This window comes from Hydrogenophaga sp. (genome assembly GCF_048549895.1).
Classification (GTDB): Bacteria; Pseudomonadota; Gammaproteobacteria; order Burkholderiales; family Burkholderiaceae_C; genus Hydrogenophaga.
Genome location: NZ_JBLYYB010000011.1, coordinates 1 through 24,235, shown reverse-complemented (window position 1 = coordinate 24,235; position 24,235 = coordinate 1). Strand labels below are relative to the sequence as shown.

Genomic DNA, 24,235 nt, shown 5'->3' with positions numbered 1-24,235 from the left:
TCAGGTCGGCGGTATCGGCTCCGTGGCAAAGCTGACCAGCACCAGGCCGGCGGCGCCGCTCTGGTCGGCCACGCGGCGCGTGCGCACACGCAGGTGCTGCACGCCGATGCCGGGAAAGTCGCGGCTCACCAGCCGGTCTTCTCCCGGGCGCTGGCCGGGTGACGGACCATCGAGCAGCTCGTGCATCGCGGCAAAGTCCCACTGCCCCTGGCCGATGTCGTAGAACGCCCGGCCCAGCGTGTTGGCGGCCTGTCCGCCGAACAGCTTCAAAAAGGCCCGGTTGGCGGTGAGCACCTGCAGTTGCTGATCAAGCACCACCAACGGCTCGTACGCGGTGTCCACGACCGCCTCGGCCAGGTCGCGCGCCTGGCGCATGGCCAGGGCCAGCACCCGCTCGGTCACGTCATTGAAGGTGAGCACCACGCCGTCGATCACGTTGTCCGTGGTGCGGTAGGGCTTGATGCGCACGAGAAAACAGGTGCTGCCTGCGGTGCGCACCTCGCGCTCCACCGGTGTGAGCGTGTCCAGCACGGCCTGGGCGTCGGTGAGCAGGTCCACGTCCTGGAGCTCGCAGCGGATGTCAGACAACGGTCGCCCCACGTCGGAGAGCGCCAGGCGGTAAACCGCGGTGGCGTCTCGCGTGAAGCGGCGGATCAGCATCCGGCGATCGAGAAAGATCGAGCCCACGCTGATGTTGTCCAGCAGGTTCTTCATGTCGTCCTGCATGCCGGTGAGCTGCTCCACCTTGGTCTGCAGCTCGGAGTTCACCGTGACCAGTTCCTCGTTCACCGACTGCAGCTCTTCCTTCGAGGTTTCCAGCTCTTCGTTGGTCGATTGCAGCTCTTCGTTGGTCGACTGCAATTCCTCGTTGGTGGACTGCAGCTCCTCGTTGGAAATCTGCTGCTCCTCGACCATGGCGCCCAGCGTCTGCTTGCTGAGCATGAGCTCGTGTTCCAGTGCCAGCACGCGCTGTGCTTCGGTGCTGGCGCTGGCCTTGCGCCGGCGCGCCGGGCTGCGCGTGGACGCGTGTTCCTGCTCCTGAAAACTGAACAGCAGCAAATTGCGGCTGGGCGCGTGGCCAACGAGCGCGCGCACGCTCAGGGTCACCGTGCGCACCTCACCGTCCACCTTGATCGACACGTCACGGCTGAAGCTGGTGAGGCCACCCGCGGCCGCTTTCTGCAAGGCGTCGCGCACATCCAGCTGCAGGCTCTCGTTGGCCATGTCCACCACGTTGTGCGTGGGCTGCCCCGGCGCCAGGCGCAGGTACTGACCGGTCTCGCCATGCACAAACAGAATGTCGCCCTGCGCATCCGTGAGCACCGAGGCCGGGGCAAAGGTCTGCAGCAGCGTGCGCCGGGCCAGGTCGGCCGCAGCGGTTTCGCGCGGCTTGACCACCGCCGCCGGCACCACCGCGCCCTGCCCGTCCGTGGTCCATGACAGGCGGCTGCTGATCACCGCGCGACGCGAGGCGACGGTGGGCCGGGCGCGGTAGATGTTGAGCCGGCGGTCCAGCGCTTCAAACAGTTCGCCGTGGCTGCCGATGCTCTCGGACGGCGAGAGGCACAACACGCCGCCGGGGCGCAAGGCGTAGTGAAAGATCGGCACCAGCCGCTCCTGCAGATCGGGCTCCAGGTAGATCAGCAGGTTGCGGCAGGTCAGCAGGTCGAGCCGGGTGAACGGCGGGTCCTTGATCACGCTCTGCACCGCGAACACCACCATCTCGCGGATCTCCTTGCGCACGCGGAAACCGCCCTCCTCCTTGACGAAGAAACGGCGCAAGCGCTCGGGGGTCACGTCCTGTGCGATGTTGGGCGGGTACAGGCCGGCTCGGGCCACCGTGATGGCGTCGGCGTCGATGTCGGTGCCGTAGATCAGCACCGGCCAGTCGCGCTTGTGCTCGTCGGCCAGCTCGCGCAACACCATGGCCACCGAGTAGGCCTCTTCGCCTGTGGCACAACCCGCCACCCACACGCGCAGGGCTTCACTCTCGGAGCGGTGGGACAGCAGTGTGGGCAGCACATCGCGCTTGAGCATCTCGAACACGGCCGCATCGCGGAAGAAGCTGGTCACGTTGATCAGCATCTCGCGAAACAGCATCTGCACCTCGGGCGGGTGCTCCTTGAGGAAGCGTTCGTAGCTGGCGAGGTCGTCGATGCCTTGCTGCGTCATGCGCCGCTCGATGCGACGGCCCAGCGTGCTTTTCTTGTACTGCGAAAAATCGTGTCCGGTGCCCAGGCGCAACTGCATGAGCACACCCGAAAGCCGGCTTGAAGCCTCACCGCCGTCGGCACCCACCGGCCTGGAGCCCAGGCGCCGCGCATGCGCCAGCAGCAGCGCCGGCATGGCCTCCACCGCCAGGGCCTGGGTGGCAAAACCCGACTTCAGCGCGCTGGCGGGCATGCCGTCAAAACGCGCGGTGGAAGGCTCCTGCACCAGCCCCAGGCCGCCCGCGCCATGGATGGCGCGAATGCCCAGCGTGCCGTCGGTGCCGGTGCCCGAGAGGATGATGCCCACCGCCGCCTCGGCACGGTCGGCGGCCAGCGCGCGAAAAAAGCTGTCGATGGGCAGGTGGCGCCCGCGCGGCTCGCTGGGCAGGCTCAGACCGAGCACGCCACGGGTGATCACCATGTCGCGGTTGGGCGGGATCACGTGCACGCGGTTGGGCAACACGTCCATGCCGTCGGTGGCTTCCACCACCGGCATGGCGGTGCTGCGCTGCAGGATCTCGGCCAGGATGCTGGGGTGGGTGGGATCCAGGTGCTGTACCAGCACAAAGCCCATGCCGCTGTCCCCGGGCATGGCGCGCAGGAACTGCTCGAACGCCTCCAGTCCGCCGGCCGACGCGCCCAGCGCCACCACCGGCGATCCCAACGCCGTCCCTGGTGCGGCATCCGGGGCGTGAGCGCTACCGCCGCCGGGCGGCACTTGCTGTTTTTTCATGACCATGTCCGCTCCTCGATGCCCGGTATTGTCGCCCGGGCAGGGTGCTCGCTCGTTCAGCCGCGATCGGGTGTTGTGCCCAGTTCCGCCTTGCCGATCTGGTGCTCCAGACCAAAGCGGATCAGCGCGGCGGTGCTGTCGAGCTGGAGCTTTTCGAGGATGCGCGTCTTGTGCGTGCTCACCGTCTTGATGGACAGGTGCAGCGCCTCGGCGATGTCCACCAGGCGCTCGCCAGCCACGATGCGCTGCAGGATTTCAAGCTCGCGGTTGGACAACACACCGAGGTGGGACACGGTGCGCCGTCCGTTGAGCTGCTGCACGACACGCTCGGCCAGCACCGAGGTGACGAACACCCCGCCCGAGGCCACCTTGCGCACGGCGGCGACCAGCTCTTCGCTGGCGCTGTCTTTGGTCACATAGCCGCTGGCGCCGGCCTGGAAGGCGCGCAGCGCGTACTGCTCCTCGCTGTGCATGGTCAGCACCAGCACGGCCACGCCGGGGAAACCTTCCCGGATGCGGTGCACCAGATCCAGCCCGCTCATGCCGGGCAGCGACAGATCGGCAATGACCAGGTCGAACGACTCGCGGCGCAGGCATTCGAGCGCCTGGAACGCCGTGCCTGCCTCGGTGATGGACCACCGGTTGCCCTGCGGATCGAGCAGGCGCTTGAGCCCCTCGCGCACCACGGTGTGGTCGTCCACCAGCAGCAGGCGAAGCTGGATCTGCGCCGTGGCGTCGTTCATGTCGGTCGCCCCGCCCGGTCGACCGGGGTGTCCTTCAAGTCCAGGTTCTGCGTCAGCCGCAGGCCAATCCAGCCCGAGGCGTCGGGTGTTGCGTCGAACTCCAGCCGTCCGCCCAAGAGGCGGGCCCGGTGTTCCAGAATCTGCGACGGCTCCGACCGCACATCCAGGCGCCACGGGGTCTTGAGCTCGACGCCTCGCGCGCGCAGGTCGAGGATGAACTGGCCCAGTGGGCGCTGCACATCGATGACGAGCTCCGAAGCATGGGTTTCGTGCAGCAGGTACGACAGCGACTCCTGAAAAAAACGGTAGAGCGCCAGCGAGACCGCGCGACCCAGCGGCGGCAGGTCGTTGTCCATGCGCAGGGACAGCTTCAGGTTCAGCCGGCGCGCGGTGTCCTTGGCCAGCCAGTCGATGGCGGCGTGCAGCCCCAGGTCGTTCAGCAGGGGTGGGTGCAGGTCGAAGGTGATGCGCCGCACCAGCGCCAGTGCCTCGTCGATTTCGTGCGACACGTCGCTGGCCTGGGGGAGACTGGCGAGGCGAATCTTCAGCGCGCTGAGGCGCTGGCCCAGGTCTTCGTGCAGCTCCAGCGCCAGGCGCCGGCGTTCGGATTCACGGGCGTCTGCATCGATGGCGGCAATGCGCCGCTCCACCTCGGATTGCATGCGCTCGGTCACGTCGGTGATGGACACGCGCAAGGTGGGTGTACCGTCGCCGGCGAGCACCCGCACGCTGTTGATGGCGGCGAACCAATGCAGCGTACCGTCGGCAAAGTTCATGGTCAGGTCGATGCGCTGCGGCGTATCGCGCCCCAGTGCCCAGCGCAGGTACAGATGCCAGCGGTCGGCGTCTTGCGATCTCACGAAGCGCGCCAGCGGTTTGCCATGCAGTGCTGCGCGTGGCTGCCCCAACAGGCCGGCACCCGTGAGGTTGATCTTGCTGATGCAACCCTGCGCGTCCAGCGTGCAGTAGCCCACCGGCGCGAAGTCGTACAGGTCGCGGTAGCGGTCGTGCGCCGTCGCCAGATCGGACTGCGTGCGTTGCAACTCCTCGTTCTGCTGCACCAGTTCGACCTGGTGCACGCGCAACTCATGCTCCAGGGCCTCGCGGCTGGGGTTGGTTGCGCTGGGTGGGTTGCTCATGGTGTGGCCTCCTTCAGTCGATGCTGTCTCGCGTGGAATCTTCGAACAGCGGCTCGGCTGTGTCCTTGAAATCTTCATCGCTCACACGCGCCGGCGAATGCACCAGCGGCACGCGCACCACCAGCCGGGCACCCCCCTCGGGCGCGTTGCCTGCCGAGAGCCGACCGCCCAGCATCAGCACGCGTTCGCGGATGCCCAGCAACCCGAAGGAGCCGGGGTTGCGGGAACGCTTGCCCCTGGCGAAACCCACGCCGTTGTCCTGGATGGTCAGCAGCAGTTCCTGACCACGGCGCTCGAACACCACCGAGACCCGGGTCGCCCGGGCGTGGCGGGTGATGTTGGTCAAGGCTTCCTGCACGATGCGGTACAGCGTGGTCGCCAGGTGGGGCGAGAGATCGCGCAAACCCTCACCGAGCCGCGTGGCGACCTGAATGCCCGTGCGCCGCGTGAATTCACTGACCAGCCAGTCGATCGCCTCGGCCAGCCCCAGATCGTCCAGCATCAGCGGGCGCAGGTCCATGGCAATCCGGCGGGCCGACGCCACGGTGTCGTCCAGCATGTCCAGCATGAGCTGCGCGCGCGCGCCCAGCGCCAGGTCCGGGTGGTCGCGCTGGCAGGCCACCACCTCCAGCTTGAGGGCGGTGAGCCGCTGCCCCAGCTCGTCGTGCAGCTCGCGGGCGATGCGCCGGCGCTCCTCCTCACGCGCCTCCACCAGGCTGGCCGAGAGCGCACGCAAGGTACGGCGCGAGCGCAGCAGCTCTTTTTTCTCGCGCGAACGCTGGGTGATGTCGTTGATGACCATCTGCACAAACGAACGCTCGTGGTCGGGCAGCGTGGCCACCACCAGCTCGACCTCGCGCACCGTGCCGTCCGCGCGCTGGATGGCCCCCGCCACCACCGCGACGCCTTCGTCCTGCCCGATGTCCTGCAGCCTGCTGCGCAGCGGTTCGTGCGATGCCGGCAAGAGCAGCTCGTAGATGGACCGGCCGAGCAGTTGCTCGCGCTGCTCCAGCCCCGCCAGCACAACGCAGGCACGGTTGGCGAACACCACCCGTTCCTGCTCGGTGATCCAGATGGCCACGGGTGCGCGTTCGAAGACGGCGCGCAGGCGCTGGTTGAGCTGGTCGATCACGGAGGTCATCCGCCTCAACTCGCTGAGGTCGCGCAGCAGTGCGGTGTAGTAGGTCTGCCTGCCCGAGGGATGAACCACCTCGCTCTTGAAGATGGCCGCCTCCATCGGGAACTCCTCGCCGTTGGCGCGCAACCCGAGCACCTGGCCACGCTGTCCCATGGGTCGCTCGATCTGGCCGGAGTCACAGAACTTGCGGACATGGCGCCCGTGCGAGACGCGCAGGCGATCGGGGATAAGCCGCTCCAGCGGCATGCCCAGCGCCTGCTCCCTGCTCAGGCCGAACATGCTCAGGCCTGCGGGATTGATCATCACGATGCGCTGCTGGTGATCGACCGTGACCACCGCCTCCAGTGCCGCATGGGCCAGCCGAGGCTCTGCCAATGCCTGCGAGGCCGGGAAGACACTGACCGTGGCGTTTGAAGTCATGGCGCACCGGATTGGTTACCCATAGGGGTATCTTAGAAAAGTCTTTCCTTGTCAACCCGACCCCAACATGCACCAGACCTGACCTGCATCAAAGCCTTGCCGTGGGGTAGGAGTTTTCTGACCGCTGCATGGGAATTGACCAGTGCGCGACCAGTGGCATTCCGAACGCAGGTTGTGCGGGATTCCGATGGTGTGCCGCAGTCGGACAGCGCATCCTTGAACCAGAACAACCCGGTGTTGAACCGGCCAACCAAGGAGGCACCTTGAATCCAGCGACCCCACTCACGACCCGCACGGCCCAGGCCGATGGAGCGGCAACGGCGCCCCTGGGGCGCAGCACGCTGACCGACCTCATGCGCCTGCTGGGCCACGACACGCCCGAGGCGCCACACCTGCAGCGCACCGCCAGCCGGATACCCGTGGGTCTGCGCCGTGTGGCTGCGGGCGATCACCTCATGTACATGGGCGCGCCCAGCAATGCGCTGTACTTCGTGTGCACCGGTACCTTCAAGATCTTCCGCACCGACGAGGACGGCTACGAACAGGTGCTGGCTTTCGTCGGGCGCCGGGAGGTGCTGGCCTTCGACGCGCTGTGCATGGAAACCCACCCCACCGCCGCCACCGCGCTGGAAGACGCCACCGTGTACGTGATCCCCAAGGCCGAGCTGCCCGCGCTGAGCCGGGCGGCGCCGGCCTTGGAGCAGGAACTGCGGCGCGCCGGCAGCCGGGCACTCACCCGCACGCGGGAACTGGTGGACGTGATGGCGGCCGTGGCCTCGGAGGTGCGGCTCGCACGCTTTTTGTTGCAGCTCTCGCGCCAGATGGCGGCCAGCGGCCAGTCGCCGCGGCGATTCCACCTGCGCATGGGCCGGCGCGACATCGCCAGCATGCTCGGCGTGGCGCACGAAACCGTGAGCCGATCCTTCACTGCGCTGGCCCTGGCCCGCCTCATCCACGTCAGCGACCGCGACGTGGAAATCCTGGACATGGACGGTCTCAAGGCCTACTCGCGCAGCACCCGCCGTTCGATGGACGACCTGGGCGCAGCGTCTTCGCGCCGCCCCCTGCCCCAGCGCGGTGGCGCAGGCAAGTCCACCCGCCTGCAAACCCTGGCCGCGTGAACGGATCGACACCATGCAACTCATCCTGCCGTCCCTGATCGAGTCGCGCATCGGGCAACTCTCGCGCCCGCTGGCGCTGCAGTGGCCCGGTGGCCGCGCGGGTGCCGCCGACGCACCGGTGTGCCTGAAGGTGAACGACACCCAGCAACTCAAGTGGCTGGTCAGCGGCCACATCGGCACCCTGGCCGACGCCTATGTGGGCGGCGACCTGGAAATCGAAGGCAACCTGCGCGAGGCGGTGGAGATCGCCGCCGAGCTGGCCGGCGACCCGGTGGGCCTGGGCCGTGTCCACCCGTGTGCCCAGCTGCTGCAGCACCTGCGCTCGCGCTGGCTGCACCGCCCCCACAGGGACGCAGAGCAGGTGCGCTTTCACTACGACCTGAGCGACGAGTTCTTTGCGCTCTGGCTCGACCCGCTGCGGGTGTATTCGTGCGCCTACTACGAACGCAACGACATGACGCTGGCGCAAGCGCAGGAAGCCAAGCTCGAACACATCTGCCGCAAGCTTCAGCTGGAGCCCGGCCAGCTGTTCCTGGACATCGGCGCGGGCTGGGGCGGGCTGCTGCTGTGGGCCGCCGAGCACCACGGCGTGCACGCCATGGGCATCACGCTCTCGCGCCACCAGCACGCCCATGTGAACCGCCTGATCGACGAAAAGGGCCTGCGCGACCGGGTGACCATGCGCCTGCTCGACTACCGCGATTTGCCGCCCGTGGCACGTTTCGACCGCATTGCCTCGGTCGGCATGTTCGAACACGTGGGCAGCGCCCAGCTCGACGGCTACTTCGGCCGGCTGCAGCGGCTGCTCAAGCCCGGAGGCCTGCTGCTCAACCACGGCATCACCGCCGGCGGTGTCGACAACCACCAGCTCGGCGCCGGCCTGGGCGACTTCATCGACAAACACATCTTCCCCGGCGGCGAACTGGTGCACGTGTCGCGCGTGGCGCGCAGCCTGAGTGCCTGCGGCCTGGAGCTGCTGGATGCCGAAAACCTGCGGCCCCACTACGCCCGCACCTTGTGGGCCTGGTCGAGCGCGCTGGAGAACCAGCTGGATCGCGCACGCGAACTCACCAGCAACGCCACGGTGCGCGCGTACCGGCTGTACCTCGCCGGTTGTGCCGTGGCGTTCGAACGCGGCTGGATCTCGATCCACCAGCTGCTGGCCTCGCGCCCCACCGGCGTGATGAACAACACACCGTTGCGGGGAGCCCAGTCGGACTACCCCTTCAACCGGCGCCACATCTACGCGGCAGAGCCCTCATGAGCCAGCCAAGGAGACCAACACCGTGAAAACCGCTGCACCACCCAAGGAGGCGTGCTGACGAACGCCACACCGCAAACGAGTTGATTCGCCCGTCAGATCTGGACCACTTTGCCTTCTTCAGGTCTTGAAAACTTAGGCTTTTCGCCTGAGTTGGTCTAACTTTTCTCTCCACAATCAACATCCGGAACTTTGCCATGAGACACATCGACGGATGCGACGTCCGGACCACGATCTTGTGGATTTCCACCGTGCTTTGCGCGGTCGCTCCAGCACACGCCGACTTTCAGGCGGCTCCGGTTTCGGTCATCGAAGTCATCACGGCGGAAGTACCCGCGAGCCTCCTGACCGACGAAAACCACCCGGACCACAGTGTCGCTACCCAGGCCCCTGCGCCTTCGACAGAAAACCTTGCAACAAGAGGTAATACCGAGCTCGGATCGGCGATTTTCAACCCGCTTTTGCAGGCCGACCGCCAGCCCTCCAGGGTATCCGGCCAGGCCGAGAATTTCTCCCCAGGCGTCGGTATCGCGTGGAACTTCATCGCCCTGGTTGCAGTGCTGGTCGGGGTCGTTGTCGTTGTTCTTCTGGCGCGCGCGCAGGAGTCGGATTCAGATTCCTGAGGTGTGTCGGCGCGGATGCCTGTGCACTCTTTTTTCTTCATATAAAGCTGAAAAAGTTAAGTTTGTTCAGAAAATGACTTGCACCTTTTTTACGTTTCTTATACATTCTGTGCCCTGGCGATAACATTGCCAGAGAGTCGACCACCGATCAGCCGAGCTCCCAGGAGCCAACGACCCCACGGCGCGCCGATGTTCATTTCGCGTTGACAAGAACGACGGAGGAGCATATGCAAGGCCCGAATCCGAACCCCATGTCGCACCGGTCGCAATCGCCCTGTGCCGACATGCCGCGCGAGTTGCCGACAACCATCCATCCGCCTCTCGGCGGCGTTCGCAAGACGTCCGCCTTCACCCGCGCGCGCGTGCGACGACGGGCACCCCTCTGAGATCACAGCCCCCGGCTTGACCCGCGTCTTCTCACCGGGAAGACCCCCGGGTCGCGCTGTGCATCTCTCTTTTCCTCCCGACAGGTTTTTGGCTGGCGCTCGCCAGCCCCACGCTTGCCCTGGCCCGACGCCAGGAGGCACAGCCTCCATGGGTCGCATCCCGGGCAGATTGTTTGACGTCATTTGAGGGGAACACCATGGCCAGCCTGATACGGTCCGATCTCGAATTCATCCTCCAGCAGATCCTCATTTCCGAGGCGCATGTTGCCGGCGCAGACTTGACGAGCCTGTTGCCGAACACCTTTGCGCCCTTCGGCCTGCGCACGGTCGATGGCACCTACAACAACCTGATTCCCGGGCAGACCAACCATGGCGCCGCGGACCAGCCCTTTCCGCAGATGGTGGACGCGCTGTACCCGGACGACGCCGACGGGGACACCTTCGGTCCGGTCACCAACACCAACTACGGCACCAGCGGCAACGTGGCCGATGCCGATCCGCGCATCATCAGCAACCTGATCGCCGACATGACCAGCAACAACCCGGCCGCGGTCAGCGCCTTTGTGAGCGCCGGGCTGGGAACCATCCGCGAGAGCGACGGCGCCCTGCTGGATCTCGACGGCAACGTGATTCCTCCCGGCACGCTGCTGACCATTCCGAACGTGGCGCCCGACGAAGGCCTCTCGGCGCCGTTCAACTCGTGGTTCACCTTCTTCGGCCAGTTCTTCGACCACGGCCTGGACCTGGTCAACAAGAGCAGCGTGGAGAACATCTTCATTCCGCTGCAGCCCGACGACCCGCTGTATGTCGAGGGCAGCCCGACCAATTTCATGGTGGTCTCGCGCGCCACGCGGGACGCCAACGGCGACCAGACCAACCAGACGACGCCCTTCGTCGACCAGAACCAGACCTACACCTCGCACGCGTCGCACCAGGTCTTTCTGCGCGAGTACGCACTGAATGCCAGCGGCCGGCCGGTGGCCACCGGAAATCTGCTCGACGGTGCCGACAGCGGCCTGGCCAACTGGGCCGAGGTCAAGGCGCAGGCCCTGGCCATGCTCGGCATTGCCCTGGACGACGCCGACGTGCTTGACGTGCCGCTGCTGGCCACCGACGCCTACGGCAAATTCATCCCCGACCCGGTCACCGGCTTCGCGCAGATCGTGCTGCGGCCCGACCAGGTGGGCGGCCCGCTGGACCCCGACGGCAATGGGCTGGCTTCGGGCTCCCCGGGCACGCCGATCGACGCCAGCCTGGGCGTTCGCACCGGCCATGCGTTCCTGAACGACATCGCGCACAACGCGGCCCCCAACGCCGGCCTCGTGGCCGATGACGACGGCGACATCAACGTCGGGGCGCAACCGGTGGGCACCTACGACAACGAACTGCTCGAGCGCCACTTCATCACCGGCGACGGGCGTGGCAACGAGAACATCGCGCTGACCGCCGTGCACCACGTGTTCCATTCCGAGCACAACCGCCAGGCCGAAGAGATCAAGGCCACCGTGCTGGCCACCGGCGATGCCGCGTTCATCGCCTCGTGGCAGTTACCCGACGGCTCGTGGAACGGTGAACGCCTCTTCCAGGCCGCCCGCTTCGCCACCGAAATGCAGTACCAGCACCTGGTGTTCGAAGAGTTCGCCCGCAAGATGCAGCCGGCCGTCGACGCCTTCCTGCCCGAGACCAACTACGACACCACGATCAACCCGGCCATCGTGGCCGAGTTCGCGCACGCGGTCTTCCGCGTCGGGCATTCGATGCTGACCGAGTCGGTGGACCGGCTCTCGCCCGATTTCGTGCCGAACGACATCTCGCTGATCAGCGCCTTCCTCAACCCGCTCGAATTCAACGAAAACGGCACGCTCAGCCCCGAAGCAGCGGCCGGCGCCATCGTGCGAGGCATGACGCGCCAGGTGGGCAACGCCATTGACGAGTTCGTGACCGACTCGCTGCGCAACAGCCTGCTCGGCCTGCCGCTGGATCTGGCGGCGATCAACATCGCGCGCGGCCGCGACACCGGCGTGCCCACGCTCAACGCCGCGCGGCGCGAGTTCTACCAGACCACCGCCGACCCGCAGCTCAAGCCCTACACCAGCTGGGTCGACCTGACCCAGAACCTCAAGCACGAGGCCTCGGTGCTCAACTTCATCGCGGGCTACGGCGTGCACACCGCGCTCAACGCCGCCGATGTCGACACGCTGGCAGAGAAGCGTGCCGTGGCCGCTGCACTCGTGTTCGGTGGCAATGCGGTCATCAACGAAGGCACGCCGGACGAGCGCACCTTCGTCGCCGATGAAGACGATCGCCTGGCTTTCCTCAACAGCACCGGCGCCTACGCCAGCGGTGCGAACGGCGTCACCATCACCGGCGTTGATGCCATCGACCTGTGGATCGGCGGCCTGGCCGAGAAGACCATGCCGTTCGGCGGCATGCTGGGCTCCACCTTCAACTTCGTCTTCGAGAGCCAGATGGAGGCGCTGCAGAACGGCGACCGCTTCTACTACCTCTCGCGACTGGCGGGCCTGAACTTCCTCACCGAGATGGAGAACAACTCGTTCGCCAAGCTGGTGATGCTCAACACCGACAACACGCACCTGCCCGCCGACATCTTCTCGACCCCGGGCTTCACGCTGGAGGTCAACCAGGCGAACCAGTTCACCGGGCTGGGTGCGGACTTCAACGACGATCCGGTGGGTGACGGCTCCTCCCTCATCCCGCTGGTGATCCGCGACAACCCGGGCACGCCGGGGGTTGATGCGAACTACCTCCAGTACACCGGTGGCGACCACGTGGTGCTCGGCGGCACCGCCGGCAACGACACCCTGATCGCCAGCATCGGTGACGACACGCTGTGGGGCGACGGCGGCAACGACCGGCTTGAAGGGGGCGACGGCAACGACAACGTCGAGGGCGGCGCGGGCGACGACATCATCACCGACCGCGGCGGCGACGACGTGCTCAAGGGCAACGAGGGCAACGACGTCATCCACGGCGGCAACGGCTTCAACCTGATCATCGGCGGCGACGGCAGCGACTTCATCATCACGGGTGAGGACGTGTCCGAAGTCTTCGCCGGCCAGGGCAACGACTTCATCCTGGGCAGCAAGGGCAACCTGCCGACCCTGGGCAACGAAGGTCACGACTGGATCGAGCTCGGCACCCAGGACGGCACCACCGGTGACAGCTCCGACCCGCTCTTTCGGGACAACATCATCGGCAACGATGTGTTGATCTCCGGCGGCGGCTTCGACGAGCTCATCGGTGAAGGCGGCGACGACATCTTCACCGGCTCCGACGGCGAGGACCACTTCGACGGCGGCTCCGGCTTCGACTGGGCCAGCTACAAGTTCGACAAGTACGGCGTGACGGCGGACATGATCGTCAACGACCTGATCGAACCACCCGTGGCGCCGTCGGCCGCCGGCATCATGGACCGCTTCGCGTTCACCGAAGGTCTGTCGGGCTCGGGCTTCGCCGACGTGCTGCGCGGCGACGACGCCGACGCCACCGAGATCCTCCAGGCCGGCGCCCACGGCAGCGTGCTCACCAACATCGCCCTGATCAACGGGCTGCAGGCGATCCTGCCCGAGGGCATGACCTCGTTCGGCGCCGGCAACATCATCCTCGGCGGCGACGGCAGCGACATCATCGAGGGGCGCGGCGGCAACGACATCATCGACGGCGACGCCTGGCTCAACGTGCGCATCGCCATCAGCAACCCGCCGCCCGGCCTGCCCGACACGGTGGACAGCATGAAGGACCTCATGCCCTACATGCTCTCGGGCCAGATCAACCCGAGCCAGCTCAGCATCGTGCGCGAAATCAACATGGCGGACGGCCCGGACTTCGACACCGCCGTGTTCTCCGGCCCACGCGCCAACTACACCGTGACCACCTCGCTCGAAGGCACCACCACCGTCACGGACAACGTGGGCACCAACGATGGCACCGACGGCACCGACACGCTGAGAAACATCGAGCGGCTGCAGTTTTCCGATGAATCGGTCGTGCTGGTGCCCGGGCTCAACAGCGAGCCCGTGGGCTCGCTCACCATCAGCGACGACACGCCCTCGATCAACCAGTTGTTGACCGTGTCGGCCGCGGGCATCGCCGATGCCGACCTCGCGGGTGGCACGCTGGCCGGGCGTCCGGTGGCTTACGTCTGGCAGGTCGAGTCGGACCCGGTTCGGGCGCCCGGCGTCTTCCGCGACATCGTCGACGTGGGCGGCAACCAGCCCGCCACCGCCGACGGGACTTCCTTCCGGGTGACGCCTGAGCTCAGCGGGCTGGCCCTGCGCGTTCGGGCGGTCTACCAGGACGACAACGGCGTGCTGGAAAACGTGTTCTCGGCGCCCACCGCGCCGGTCACCGGCAGTGTCGTCGTGGCGCCTCCCGCCCCGTTGCCAGCCGAGGGCCTGGTGGCCAGCGAAGGCGTGCGTTTCATCCGCGCCGACCTGCAGTTCATCCTCGACCAGATCGTCGTCTCGGAACGGCACGCGGCCGGTGAATCACTGTCCGACATCCTGCCGAACTCGCGCGTGGCCTTCGGCCTGCGCACGGTCGACGGCAGCTACAACAACCTGGTGCAGGGCCAGACCGACTTCGGTGCGGCCGACACGCTGTTCCCCCGGCTGGTCGACCCGGTCTTCCTGAACGACCAGGACGGTGACCAGATCAACCTGGGCCCCGGCGGTGTGCTCACCAACACCGACTACGGCAGCGACTCGCACGTGGTGGATGCCGACCCGCGCATCATCTCCAACCTGATCGTCGACCAGACCGCCAGCAACCCGGCGGCCGCCGGCCTGGGGGCCGAGACCGTCATGAGTCCCGGCCTGGACGGCATCTTCGGCACTGCCGACGACCGGGAGGTGTTTTTCATCCCGAACACCGCGCCGGACGAAGGTCTGTCTGCACCCTTCAACCCGTTCATGACCTTCTTCGGTCAGTTCTTCGACCACGGTCTCGACCTGGTGAGCAAGGGCGGCAACGGCACCATCTTCGTGCCGCTGCAGCCGGACGACCCGCTCTACAACCCGGCACCCGGCGCACCCAACTTCCTGGTGCTCACGCGCGCTACGCAGTTCGACGGCCCGGGCGCCGACGGTGTGCTCGGCGACGATCCGCTCACGCTCGATGTGGACGAAAGCCTGGACGACACCACGCACGAGGCCCACAACGGCACCACGCCCTTTGTCGACCAGAACCAGACCTACACCTCGCACCCCTCGCACCAGGTGTTCCTGCGCGAATACCAACTCAACGCAGCGGGTGAACCGGTCGCCACCGGCCGCCTGATCACCAACCGCGACCTGGTCGACGGCGTGTTCGGCAACGGCAACGACGTCGACCTCGGCGGCATGTCCACCTGGGCCATCGTCAAGGCGCAGGCCCGCGACCTGCTCGGCATCGAGCTCGACGACCTCGACGTGCTCAACCTGCCGCTGCTGGCCACCGACGCCTACGGCAAGTTCATCCCCGACCCGGTCACCGGCTTTGCACAAATCGTGCTGAGGGCCGACCAGATCGGCGGGCCGCTGGATCTGGACGGCAACGGCCTGGCCTCGGGAACGCCGGGCGCGCCCATCGATGCGAGCGCTGCCGTGCGCGCCGGCCACGCCTTCCTGGACGACATTGCGCACAGTGCCGCCCCGGTCAATGGCCAGACCGGTGCACCGCTGACCGCCGATGCCGACTCGGTCATTGGCGGCGCACCCGCTGCGGGCACCTACGACGACGAACTGCTCGACGCGCACTACATGGCGGGCGACGGGCGGGTCAACGAGAACATCGCGCTGACGGCCGTGCACCACGTGTTCCACGCCGAGCACAACCGGCTGGTGGAACACACGAAGGCCGTGATCCTGGCCTCGGGCGACCCGGCCTTCATCGCCCACTGGCAGTTGCCCGACGGTTCGTGGAACGGCGAGCGCCTGTTCCAGGCGGCCCGCTTCGGCACCGAGATGCAATACCAGCACCTGGTGTTCGAGGAGTTCGCGCGCAAGGTGCAGCCGCAGGTGGACATCTTCTTTGCCGCCACGCAGGTCTACGACACCGAGATCGACCCGTCCATCGTGGCGGAGTTCGCCCACACGGTGTACCGCTTCGGCCACTCCATGCTGACCGAGACGGTGGACCGCTTTGATCCCAGCTTCAACGTGATCGGCGACCCCAACTCGGCGAACCCGGAGCAGCAACTCGGTCTGGTCGCGGCCTTCCTGAACCCGCTCGAGTTCGCCGCCAGCGGCCCGTCTGCAGACGAAGCGGCCGGCGCCCTGGTGCGCGGCCTCACCCGGCAGCAGGGCAACGAGATCGACGAGTTCGTGACCGAAGCCCTGCGCAACAACCTGCTGGGCCTGCCGCTGGACCTCGCCGCCATCAACATCATGCGGGGCCGCGACTCGGGCGTGCCGAACTTGAATGCGGCGCGGAGCGACTTCTACAACGTGACCGGTGACAGCCAGATCAAGACCTACACGAGCTGGATCGACCTCACGCACAACCTCAAACACGAGGCCTCGGTGATCAACTTCATCGCGGCCTACGGTACGCATGTGACCATCCTGAATGCGACGTCTCTGGAAGCCAAACGCGCGGCCGCCATGAACCTCGTGTTCGGCGACCCCTCCCTGACCGGGGCCGATGCCACCGCCTTCAACGCCGACCGCCTGGCCTTCCTCAACAGCACCGGCGACTACGCCGCCGGGCCCGGCGGGGTCACCATCACCGGGGTCGACGCGATCGATCTGTGGATCGGTGGCCTGGCCGAGAAACAGATGCCCTTCGGCGGCCTGCTGGGCTCCACCTTCAACTTCGTCTTTGAAGAGCAGATGGAGAAGCTGCAGGACGGCGACCGGTTCTACTACCTGGAGCGCACCCAGGGCCTGAACTTCCTCACCGAGCTGGAGAACAACTCCTTCGCCCGCATGGTGATGGCCAACACCGATGCGACCCACCTGCCCGGCGACGTCTTCTCGGCACCCGGCCTCATCCTCGAGGTGGACGACACGAAACAGTTCACCGGACTGGGGCCGGAGGGACGCGACGACCCGGTCGGTGACGTGATCCGCAACAACCCCGGCACGGAAACCCCCGACCCGAACTACCTCCAGTACATCGGCGACGAACACGTGGTGCTGGGCGGCACCGAGGGCGACGACACCATGATTGCCAGCCTGGGCGATGACACGCTCTACGGCGACGGTGGACGCGACCGGCTCGAAGGTGGCGACGGCAACGACTTCGTGCTCGGTGGTGCCGGCGACGACATCATGACGGACCGCGGTGGCGACGACAACATGCAGGGCGGCGACGGCAACGACGCCATCCACGGCGGCAACGGCGCCAACCTGATCCTCGGTGGCTTCGGCAGCGACTTCATCGTCACCGGCGAAGACCCGTCGGAGGCCTTCGGCGGTCCGGGCAACGACTTCATCCTGGGTGCGCGCGGCAACGAGTTCGTGTTCGGCAACGAAGGCGACGACTGGATCGAGTTCGGCATGGCCGACGGCAGCGCCGGCGAGAACTTCGACGCGTTCTCGCGCGACGAGACGGTGGGCCACGACGTGTTCATCGGCAACACCATCTCCGACCGCATGGACGGTGAAGGCGGCGACGACATCCTGGTGGGCAACGGCGGCCAGGTGGACCGCTACGAGGGCGGCTCCGGCTTTGACTGGGCCAGCTTCAAGGACGACCAGTTCGGTGTGAACGCCGACCTGCTGCTGCGCGCCTTTGATGAAACCCCGGTGCCGCTGTCCAACGCCACGGTGCTCGCACGCTTCACCTCGATCGAGGGCATGTCGGGCTCGGCCTTTGGCGACCTGCTGCGCGGTGACGACAACGATGCCGCCGCCATGGCGCTGTCCGGCGCCACCGGCAGCGTGCTGACCAACATGGCGCTGATCGACGGCCTGCAAGGTTTCCTCGACACCGCGCTCGGCGGTCCGGTGACCTCGTTCGCCGGCAACATCATCCTGGGCGGCGACGGCAGCGACATTCTGGAAGGCCGCGGCGGGGACGACATTCTGGACGGCGACGCCTGGCTCAACGTGCAGCTGGAAGCCCCGGCGGTGGGTGGCGTGGGCACGGTGCGCGCCAACAGCATGACCGAGCTGCAGGCGCGCGTGTTCTCCGGTGAACTCAACCCGGGCGACATCCGGATCGTGCGCGAGCTGACCGCGGCACCCGACGCCGACTTCGACACCGCCGTGTTCTCCGATGTGCTGGCCAACTACCAGCTCACCACCAACGACGCGGGCCAGATGGTGGTGAGCCACGTGGTGGACGGTACGCCCGGTGCGGACGGCAGCGATGTGGTGATGAACATCGAGCGCCTGCAGTTTTCCGACCAGGCCCTGGTGCTGGGTGGCCTGAACGCGGACCCCGACGGCTTCCTCACCATCGACGACACCACACCGACCGAAGACCAGGTGCTGAGCGTCTCGGCGCTGGGCATCACGGACGCCGACAACATCAGCCCGACCAACCCGACCGGCGCCATCACCGGACCCGTCACCTACGTGTGGCAGGCCGAGGTGAGCCCCGGCGTCTTCGAGGACATCCTGATCCCGAACGCGGGCGGTGAGGTGGCGCGCGCAACCGGCCCCACCTTCACACCCAGCGGCTTCGAGGTCGGCCTCGCCCTGCGGGTGCACGCCATCTACAAGGACGCCAACGACGTGCTGGAGAACGTGTACTCGCTCGCGACCGCACCGGTGGAGAGCAACAACAACGTGGCCGCCGGCCAGGTGCTGATCTCGGACGTGACGCCCACCGAAACGCTGGCGCTGCAGGCGATCAACCAGATCACCGACCTGGACGGCTTGCCGGCCCTGGACGGATTCACCTTCCAGTGGCAGCAAAGTGCGCTGGGCGGCGGCGCCGTGTTCACCAACATCGCGGGTGCCACCGACGCCAGCTTCACGCCGGGCCAGGACCAGGTCAACCGCCAGCTGCGCGTGGTCGTGAACTTCACCGACCTCGAGGGCCACCCGGAAAGCGTGATCTCGGCACCGACGATTGTGGTGGGCGACTTCATCGCGCCCAACGTTGCGGGGCAAATCCTCAACGGCAACGCCGGACAGGACATCATCTTTGGCGGCGGCGGTGCCGACACGCTCAACGGCAACGCCGAGGACGACCTGCTCGACGGCGGCGCGGGTGCAGACACCCTGAATGGTGGCGCCGGAAGCGACACCATGCTCGGTGGAGCGGGCGCGGACGCCATCAACGGCGGTGCCGATGCGGACACCATGACCGGCGAGGAGGGAGGCGACGCGGTGAACGGCGCGGCCGGCGATGACCGCTTCCTCGCCACGGTGGGCGACGGCAACGACGCCTACACCGGTGGCGCCGGCACCGATACCTACGACCTGTCCGCCACCGCGGCCGGGGCCACGGTCACCGCCGCATCGTCAACCAGCACAGAGACCGGCGCCGACACCCTGAACACGATCGAGAACGTGATCGGCAGCCAGGGCAACGACACCATCACCCTCAACGCGGGTGCCAACCTCATCGACGGTCAGGCCGGAGACGACGCGCTCAACGCCGGGGATGGAGCGGACACGGTGCACGGCGGCCTGGGCGACGACACGATCGCCGGTGGTACCGGCAACGACACGCTCAACGGTGACGACGGCGACGACACCTTCACCTACACCATCGGTGATGGATCGGATGCGATCGACGGTGGTGCGGGCAGCAACGACCGGGTGAACATCCTCGGTGGTCCCGGCGCCGGCGCCCAGACACTGGCGGTGGTGCTGGCCGGCACGGCCATCGTCGCCTTTGCGGGCAGCGAGGCGATCAACGTGGAGACGTTCACGGCCAATCTGCAGGGTGGGGTCGACACCCTGAGCTACGACTCCACGACTTCGGCCGTCACCGTGGACCTGAGCACCGGGTCCGCAACGGGCTTTGTGTCGATCGCCAACATCGAGAACGCAACCGGCGGCGCCGGCAACGACACATTGATCGCGGGCGCGGGCGCCAACACGCTGGTGGGCGGCGCGGGCGACGATGCGCTCACCGGTGGTGCCGGGGTGGACTCGTTGAACGGCGGCGCCGGCAACGACACCTTCTTCGCAACAGTGGGCGACGGCAACGACGCCTACGTGGGCGCCGCTGGCACCAACGACACCTACGATCTGTCCGGCACGGCTGCGGCGGCCACGGTCAACCTCGCCACCGGCCAGGCCAGCAGTGCCCAGACCGGCAACGACACCGTGGCCACCATTGAACACGTCATCGGCACATCGGCGGGGGACAACCTGACCGGCAGTGCCGGTGCCAACACGTTCGACGGCGGCGGCGGTGCGGACCTCATCAACGCCGGCGGCGGTGCGGACATGCTCAATGGGGGCACCGGCAACGACACCCTCAACGGGGACGCCGGCAACGACGTCATCACCGGCGGCCTGGACAGCGACACCGCCAACGGCGGCACCGGCAACGACAGCTTCGTGGCGCAGGTGGGTGACGGCAACGACAGCTACACCGGTGGCGTCGGCGTCGACACCTACGACCTGTCGGCAACCGCAGCGGGCGCCACGGTCACCACCGCGTCGGCGACGGGCGCGGACATCGGGGTGGACACGCTCAACACCATCGAGAACCTCATCGGCAGCCAGGGCAACGACATCATCACGTTCGGTGCCGGTGCGAACCGCGTCGATGGCCAGGACGGCAACGACACCATCGACACCGGGGCCGCCAACGACGTGCTCATCGGCGGCCTGGGGAACGACAGCATGAACGGCGGCGCCGGCAACGACATCTTCGAGTTCGCGCCGGGCTTCGGCAACGACACGATCGTCGGTTTCGACGCCAGCCCGGACGGGCTCAACAACCAGGACCGGCTCGACATCTCGGGACTCGGCATCAACGCGGGCAACTTCGCGACCTCGGTGACCATCACCGACCTGGGGGCCGACACGCTGGTCGAGTTTGGTGATCTGAGCTCCATCCTGCTCACGGGTGTGAACGGCGTCGGCGTGAACACCATCACGCAGGCGGACTTCCTGCTCGCGGCCTGAGGAGCGACGGCCCAGCAGCACCGAGAAAGCCCACCCGGAGGACCCCACCATGAAACCGCTGTGGAACGAACTTCGACCGCTGCTGGGCTACATCGCGGCGTTCTCGTTCGTGATCAACCTGCTGTTCCTCGTGCCGGCGTTTTTCACCTTGCAGGTGTTCGACCGCGTGATCTCCAGCAACAGCCTGGAGACGCTGGTGGTGCTGCTCATCGGGACCGGCGTGGCGCTGCTGATCCTGCTGCTGCTGGACTACGTGCGCACGCGGTTGCAGAACGTGCTGGGCAACCTGGTGGACGAACGCCTCTCGCCGCCGGTGGTGAGCGCCATCGTGCAGCGCGCGGCGCGCGCCCCCGGCAGCACCCGGACCGAAGGCATCCGCGACGTGGCGGCGTTGCGCAACGTGTTCTCCGCCAACGGTCTCATCGCCGTGTTCGACGCGCCCTGGGTGGTGGTCTACGTGGGCGTGATCTGGATGTTCCACCCGGCCCTCGGGCTGGGCGCGGCGTTCTCCGCGCTGCTGATGCTGGCGCTGGCCTGGCTCAACGACCGCATCAGCCGCCGCGCGCTGGAAGACCTGCAGCACGAAGGGCGCCGCGCGTCGCAGTACGTGGAGAGTTCGCTGCGCAACGCCGAGGTGCTGCAGGCGCTGGGCATGACGCAGCGCCTGCTCAAGCGCTGGCGCACCCTGCAGGACCAGATCGCCGCCACGCAGACCAGCGCGAGCCGCAGCACGGTGGCGTTCACCGCCCTGACCAAGTCCGTGCGCCAGGCGATCCAGGTCCTCATGCTGGCGCTGGGCGCCTGGCTGGTGCTGAGCCAGCAGGCCTCGGCCGGCGTGATGATCGCCACCAGCATCCTGCTGGGTCGGGCCGTGCAACCGGTGGAGCAGTTGGTGGGCAGCTGGCGTCTGCTGATCGAGGGGCGGGCCGCCTACCGGCGCCTGTTCGAGTTGTCGCGGGACTTCGAACGCGACGAACCGGGCGTGGTGATGCCGCGCCCCGAAGGCCGCCTCACGGTGGAGAACATGGCGTTTCTCCCGCCGGGCGCGGACACCCAGGTGCTCACCAACATCGGCTTCTCGCTGGCGGCCGGCGAGGCACTGGCCGTCATCGGGCCGAGCGCGGCCGGCAAGTCCACCCTCGCCCGCCTGCTCACCGGGGTGTGGAGGCCCACGGCGGGGCGGGTGAGACTCGATGGCGTGGACGTGGCCACCTGGCCGCGCGAGCAGATCGGCCCCTACATCGGCTATGTGCCCCAGGACGTCGAGCTGTTTGATGGCACGGTGGCGGACAACATCGCCCGCCTGGACAAGATCGACTCGGAGGCGGTGGTGGCCGCCGCCATGCGCGCCAACGCGCACGAGATGATCCTGACCCTGCCCAAGGGCTACGACACGCCGGTGGGCGAACTCGGATCGCGGCTTTCACCGGGCCAGCGCCAGCGCGTTGCCCTGGCGCGCGCGCTCTACGGCAACCCGCAGCTGGTGGTGCTGGACGAGCCGAACTCCAACCTGGACGGCGACGGCGAGATCGCGCTGGCCCAGGCCATGGGCGCGCTGCACAGCGCGGGCGTGACCTCGATCGTCGTCACGCACCGGCCTTCGCTCATTGCCCACGTGGACAAGATCCTGGTGCTGGCCGCTGGCCGCATCCAGCAGTTCGGGCCCTCGGGCGAGGTCATGAAGGGCATGCAGCGCCAGGCCCAGGTGATGGTGGACCAGAAGGCCGCCTGACGGCCTGAAACGAACCAGCCCAGGACACACGGTCATGAACACCTCCGCAACGCTCACCATGTCCGCCGCGCGCGGATCGCGCAGCAACGAGGACCATGCCCGGCGCCTGGTGCGCACCGGCTGCTGGATCGTGATCGTGGCGGTGGTGCCGATCACGCTGTGGATGGGATTCGCGCCGCTGTCCATGGCGGTGGTGGCGCCCGCTTTCGTCAAGGTGGATCTCAACCGCCGCCCGGTGCAGCACCTCGAAGGCGGCACCGTGCGCGAGGTGCTGGTGCGCGACGGCCAGCATGTGAAGGCCGGCGATCCGGTGCTGGTGCTGGGCGACGTGCGCGTGGACGCCGACCGCAACCGCCTGGGTTACCGCGTCTACGTGGAGCGGGCCACGCTGGAGCGGCTGGAAGCCGAACATTCGTTTGCGCGAACGCTCACGTTTTCCGACGAACTGTCCACGGCCGCCCAACAGGACCATCGCATCAAGAGTGCGCTGCTCAAGGAAGGCGCGCTGTTCCGGGCACAGCGGCATTCGCTGGACAGCGCCACCACGCTGATGAAGACGCAGCGGGAGCGTGTCGAGCAGGAGATCGTGGCCGTTCAGGCGCAGATCGCGCAGGCACAAAATTCGCTGACCCTGCAGCGCAGCGACCTGGAGGCCAACCGCGAGCTGATCAAACAGGGCTTCATCTCGTCCAGCCGCATCTCGCAGATCGATGCGGTGGTGCTCGAATACGCCGCCAAGCTGGAAGAACGCCGCACCGAACTCGCGCGCGCCGCGCAGCGCCTGGTGGAGATCGACCTGAAGATCCAGTCGATTCGCAACGACTATGTGAAAGCCGCGAGCGACCAGCTCAAGGCCACCGCCCAGCGCCTGGGCGAGATCGAACAGGAGCAGCGCAAGTCGGTTGATGCCGCCATGCGCCAGGTGGTGACCGCACCGGCCAGCGGCGAAATCATCGACCTCAAGTTCACCTCGCCCGGTGCGGTGGTGGGGCCCGGCGAGGCCATCGCGGACATCGTGCCCAGCGACACACAACTGCTGATCGAGGCGCGCATCCGGCCGGAGGACGTCAGCAATGTTCAGCGCGGTCAGCGCGCGCGGGTGAAGTTCACCGCCTTCAAGTACCGCAACACCACGATGGTGGGCGGCGCAGTCACCTACGTCTCTGGCGACCGCCTGATCGACCGCCAGACCAACCTGCCCTACTACAACGTGATGATCCTTGCCGATGCCGAGGCGCTCCAGTCGATCGGCGAGTTCAAGCTCCAGGCCGGCATGCCCGCCGAGGTCTACATCGAAGGCTCGAAACAGACCGCGCTGCAGTACCTGGCCGAACCCATCACCTCCACCCTGCGCAGGGCTGGCAGACAGATGTGACCTGATCGATTCCCTTCAACCAGGAGAAGTGACATGAGCCAGCATTTCGTGCTTCAACGCGGCGAAGCGACCGCGACACCCCGCGTCGATGCCCGGCGACGCAGCTTGCTGAAGGCCTCGCTCGCCGCCACCGCAGCCGCACCCATGGTGCTCACGCCCCGCAAGACCGAGGCACAGCCCACCCCGCTGCCGCCCAGTCCACCCACGACGCCGTGGGTGGAGGAACTGCCCACCCAGATCACGCCGCTGGCCCCGGTGGCCGCAGGGCTCACCCCGGCGCCGACGGTCGCGAACAACTGGGCCAACGGGGAATGT

General features: G+C 67.2%; 10 protein-coding genes and 1 pseudogene. 7 read left to right on the top strand and 4 right to left on the bottom strand.

Annotated features, from left to right (window positions below; genetic code table 11):
* From ACN4F8_RS00680 to ACN4F8_RS00665, 4 genes are read right to left on the bottom strand one after another with little or no spacing between them, the layout of a single operon-like run.
* On the bottom strand, positions 1-2,943 hold the full coding sequence (locus tag ACN4F8_RS00680; RefSeq protein ID WP_419471807.1) for a chemotaxis protein CheB: 2,943 nt from the start codon (positions 2,941-2,943) through the stop codon (positions 1-3).
* A 56-nt stretch (positions 2,944-2,999) separates the two neighbouring features.
* The gene (locus ACN4F8_RS00675) at positions 3,000-3,686 is read right to left on the bottom strand and encodes a response regulator (RefSeq protein ID WP_419471806.1); all 687 of its coding nucleotides are present in this window, start codon (positions 3,684-3,686) and stop codon (positions 3,000-3,002) included.
* A complete protein-coding gene (locus ACN4F8_RS00670) occupies positions 3,683-4,825 on the bottom strand; it encodes a PAS domain S-box protein (RefSeq protein ID WP_419471805.1) in 1,143 nt (380 codons plus the stop codon). Before ACN4F8_RS00670 ends, ACN4F8_RS00675 begins: the two co-directional genes overlap by 4 nt.
* 13 nt (positions 4,826-4,838) lie before the next feature.
* Positions 4,839-6,383 carry a PAS domain-containing sensor histidine kinase gene (locus tag ACN4F8_RS00665; protein WP_419471804.1) on the bottom strand — a complete coding sequence of 515 codons (1,545 nt, stop codon included), beginning with the start codon at positions 6,381-6,383 and terminating at the stop codon, positions 4,839-4,841.
* A gap of 263 nt (positions 6,384-6,646) precedes the next feature.
* On the opposite strand from ACN4F8_RS00665, the gene ACN4F8_RS00660 reads away from it, so the two are divergent.
* From ACN4F8_RS00660 to ACN4F8_RS00630, 7 genes and pseudogenes are all read left to right on the top strand, one after another.
* Entirely contained in the window at positions 6,647-7,504 is an 858-nt protein-coding gene (locus ACN4F8_RS00660) for a Crp/Fnr family transcriptional regulator (protein ID WP_419471803.1), read from the top strand.
* Between the two features lie 13 nt (positions 7,505-7,517).
* Positions 7,518-8,768, top strand: a complete 1,251-nt coding sequence (locus ACN4F8_RS00655; protein ID WP_419471802.1) for a class I SAM-dependent methyltransferase — start codon at positions 7,518-7,520, stop codon at positions 8,766-8,768.
* A gap of 194 nt (positions 8,769-8,962) precedes the next feature.
* A complete protein-coding gene (locus tag ACN4F8_RS00650) occupies positions 8,963-9,388 on the top strand; it encodes a hypothetical protein (protein ID WP_419471801.1) in 426 nt (141 codons plus the stop codon).
* Positions 9,389-9,971: 583 nt separating this feature from the next.
* On the top strand, positions 9,972-20,813 hold the full coding sequence (locus tag ACN4F8_RS00645; protein WP_419471800.1) for a peroxidase family protein: 10,842 nt from the start codon (positions 9,972-9,974) through the stop codon (positions 20,811-20,813).
* 49 nt (positions 20,814-20,862) lie between these two features.
* Positions 20,863-22,545, top strand: coding sequence for a type I secretion system permease/ATPase (locus ACN4F8_RS00640; RefSeq protein WP_419471799.1), 1,683 nt, complete (start codon positions 20,863-20,865; stop codon positions 22,543-22,545).
* A 34-nt stretch (positions 22,546-22,579) separates the two neighbouring features.
* Entirely contained in the window at positions 22,580-23,920 is a 1,341-nt protein-coding gene (locus ACN4F8_RS00635; RefSeq protein ID WP_419471798.1) for an HlyD family type I secretion periplasmic adaptor subunit, read from the top strand.
* A gap of 33 nt (positions 23,921-23,953) precedes the next feature.
* Positions 23,954-24,235 (top strand): annotated as a pseudogene (locus ACN4F8_RS00630) (hypothetical protein); the annotation flags it as partial.